The 2809-nt window shown below is 77.1% G+C and carries 1 protein-coding gene; it reads right to left on the reverse strand.

Annotation, left to right across the window (positions count from 1 at the left end; genetic code table 11):
• The coding region (locus tag ACFC1T_RS38300; protein WP_375897415.1) for a condensation domain-containing protein at positions 1-2809 on the reverse strand (2809 nt) is incomplete at both ends.

Below are 2809 nucleotides of genomic sequence, written 5' to 3' on the forward strand. Positions count from 1 at the left end.
ATGGCGGGGGCGGTGCCGGTGCCGGGGGTGAGCGGGCCGGTCCAGGTGGCGACCACGGTGGCCTCGGTGGGGCCGTAGGAGTTGACCATGCGGCGGCCGGGGGCCCAGGTGTCGACCAGGTCGGCGGGGCAGGCCTCGGCGCCGACCACCAGGGTGCGCAGCTCGGGCAGCGCGCCGGCGGTGCCGGGTTCGAGGGTGGCCAGGGCCGCCGGGGGGATCAGGGCGTGGCTGATCCGGCGTCCGGCCAGGGCCTCGGCGAGGCGTTCGCCGACCAGCGGGCCCTCCTCGCCGGTGACCAGGGCGGCGCCGCTGAGCAGGGAGATGCACAGTTCCAGGACGGAGGCGTCGAAGCTGGGCGAGGCGAACTGGAGCACCCGGTCGCCGGGGCCGACGGCGTACTGGCGGGCGGCGGCGGCCGCGAAGGAGGCGAGTCCGGCGTGGGTGACCACGACGCCCTTGGGGGTGCCGGTGGAGCCGGAGGTGTAGACGACGTACGCCGGGTGGCCGGGGGTGAGGGGGGTGGTGCGGTCGGCGTCGGTGGGGGCGGTGTCGGGGCCGTCGGCGGCCCACACCCGGGCGGGGTCGTCGATCAGGACGGTGGCGCCCGCGTCGCGGACCATGAACTCCCGTCGGGCGGCCGGGTAGGCGGGGTCGACCGGGAGGTAGGCGCCGCCGGCCTTGGCGACGGCGAGTTGGGCGACCACGGCGGCCGCCGAGCGGGGCAGGGCGAGGGCGACCAGCCGTTCCGGGCCGATGCCGTCGCGGATCAGCTGCCGGGCCAGGCGGTTGGCCGCCCGGTCGAGTTCGGCGTAGCCGATCACCCGGTCGCCGTCGAGCAGGGCAGGGGCGTCGGGGGTGCGGGCCGCCTGCCATTCGAACAGCTGGGGCAGGGTGGCCTCCGGCACCGGGGGGAAGTCGCCGGTGGCAAGGGCGAGTTCGGCGGCGAGCCGGTCGGGGCCGGCCAGCGGCAGGGAGCCGAGGGCGCACTGCGGGTCGGCGGTGACGGCGGTCAGCAGGGTGGCCAGCTGCTCGGCCATCCGCTCGGCGGTGGCGGGCTCGAACAGGTCGGTGTTGTAGGTGAGTTGGCCGTGCAGCGCACCGTCGTCGGCGTGGGCGAACTCCAGCACCAGGTCGAAGGCCGTGCCGGTGGCGTCGGTCTCGACGTCGGTCACCGCCAGGCCCGGCAGGTCGAGTTCGGCCGCGGGGGTGTTCTGCAGCACGACCAGCACCTGGAAGAGCGGGCTGCGGCTGGTGTCGCGCACCGGCTGCACCTCGTCGACGACCCGCTCGAAGGGCACGTCCTGGTGGGCGAAGGCGTCCCGGACGGTCTGCCGGACCTCGGCGAGGAAGGCGGTGAAGGGCTGCCGGGGTTCGATCCGGGAGCGCAGCACCAGGGTGTTGACGAAGAAGCCGATCAGCCGCTGGGTGCCGGGGTGCTCGCGGCCGGCGGTGACGGTGCCGACGGCGATGTCCCGGTCGCCGCCGAGCCGGGCCAGGTAGGCCTGGGCGGCGGCGACCAGGGTGGTGAACAGGGTGGTGTCGCCGCCGCGGGCGACCCGGGCGAGCCCGCGGGCGGTGTCGGCGGGCAGGTCGATCCGGACGCTGCTCCCGGAGCTGGTGCGGACCGTCGGCCGGGGCCGGTCGAGCGGCAGCCGGACGGGATCCAGGTCGGCCAACTGGCCCTTCCAGTAGGCGAGCTGGTCGGTGGCGTCGTTGGCGCGCTGCCAGTGGGCGTGGTCGGCGTACTGCACCGGCAGCGGGGCGAGCGGCGGGTGGGCCGGGTCGAGGGCGGCGCGGTAGAGGTGGGCCAGGTCGGTGAGCAGGACGGCGTTGGACCAGCCGTCGGTGACGATGTGGTGCAGGGTCAGGGCGAGTACGTGGTCGTCGGCGGCGAGCCGGACCAGCGCGGGGCGCAGCAGCGGGCCCCGGCGCAGGTCGAAGGGGCGGGCGCGTTCGGCGGCGAGCACGGCGCGCAGGGCCTCCTCCCGTTCGCCGGAGGGCAGTTGGGCGAGGTCGTGGCGGGGCAGCGGCACCGGCTGCGGCGGGTGGACGAGTTGGACGCCGTGGCCGTCGACGCCGTCGAAGGTGGTGCGCAGCGACTCGTGCCGGGCGGCCAGGGCGGTCAGCGCCGCGCCGAGGGCGTCGCCCTCCAGCGGGCCGCGCAGCCGCAGGGCGAGGGCGGTCACGTACTCGGCGCCGCCGGGTGCGAACTCCTCCAGGAACCAGAGGCGTTGCTGGGCGTAGGACATCGGCGCCGCGCCGTCCCGGGCGACCGGGACCAGGGGCGCCACGGGGGCGGCGGGGACGGCGGGGACGGCGGGCGGTCGGCCCGGGCCGGACCGCCCGGTGAGCAGTGCGGCGAGACCGGCCGGGGTCGGGTGGTCGAACACCGCGCGGGGCGTCAGTTCGGTGCCGAAGGCCTCGGCGAGGCGGCCGGCGAGCCGGATGCTGAGGATGGAGTCGCCGCCGAGCGCGAAGAAGCCCTCCGTCACCCCGGGCGGGTGGATGCCCAGCACCTCGCCGAAGACCTCGGCGGTGCGGCGTTCGGCCTCGGTGCGCGGCTCGGTGCGCGGCTCGGTCCGGTCGGCGGCTCCGGCGGTGTGCCGCTGCTCCGGTGCGGGGAGCGCGGCGCGGTCGACCTTGCCGTTGCGGCTGAGCGGGAGGGCGGCGAGCGGGACGAAGGCGGCGGGCACCAGGTAGTCGGGCAGGGTGCGGGCGGCGAAGTCCCGCAGGCCCTCGGGGTCGGCGGCGCCGACGGTGTAGGCGACCAGCCGGCGGGCTCCGGGCCGGTCGGTGCGGGCGACCACGG

It is taken from the genome of Kitasatospora sp. NPDC056076, assembly GCF_042266305.1.
Classification (GTDB): Bacteria; Actinomycetota; Actinomycetes; order Streptomycetales; family Streptomycetaceae; genus Kitasatospora.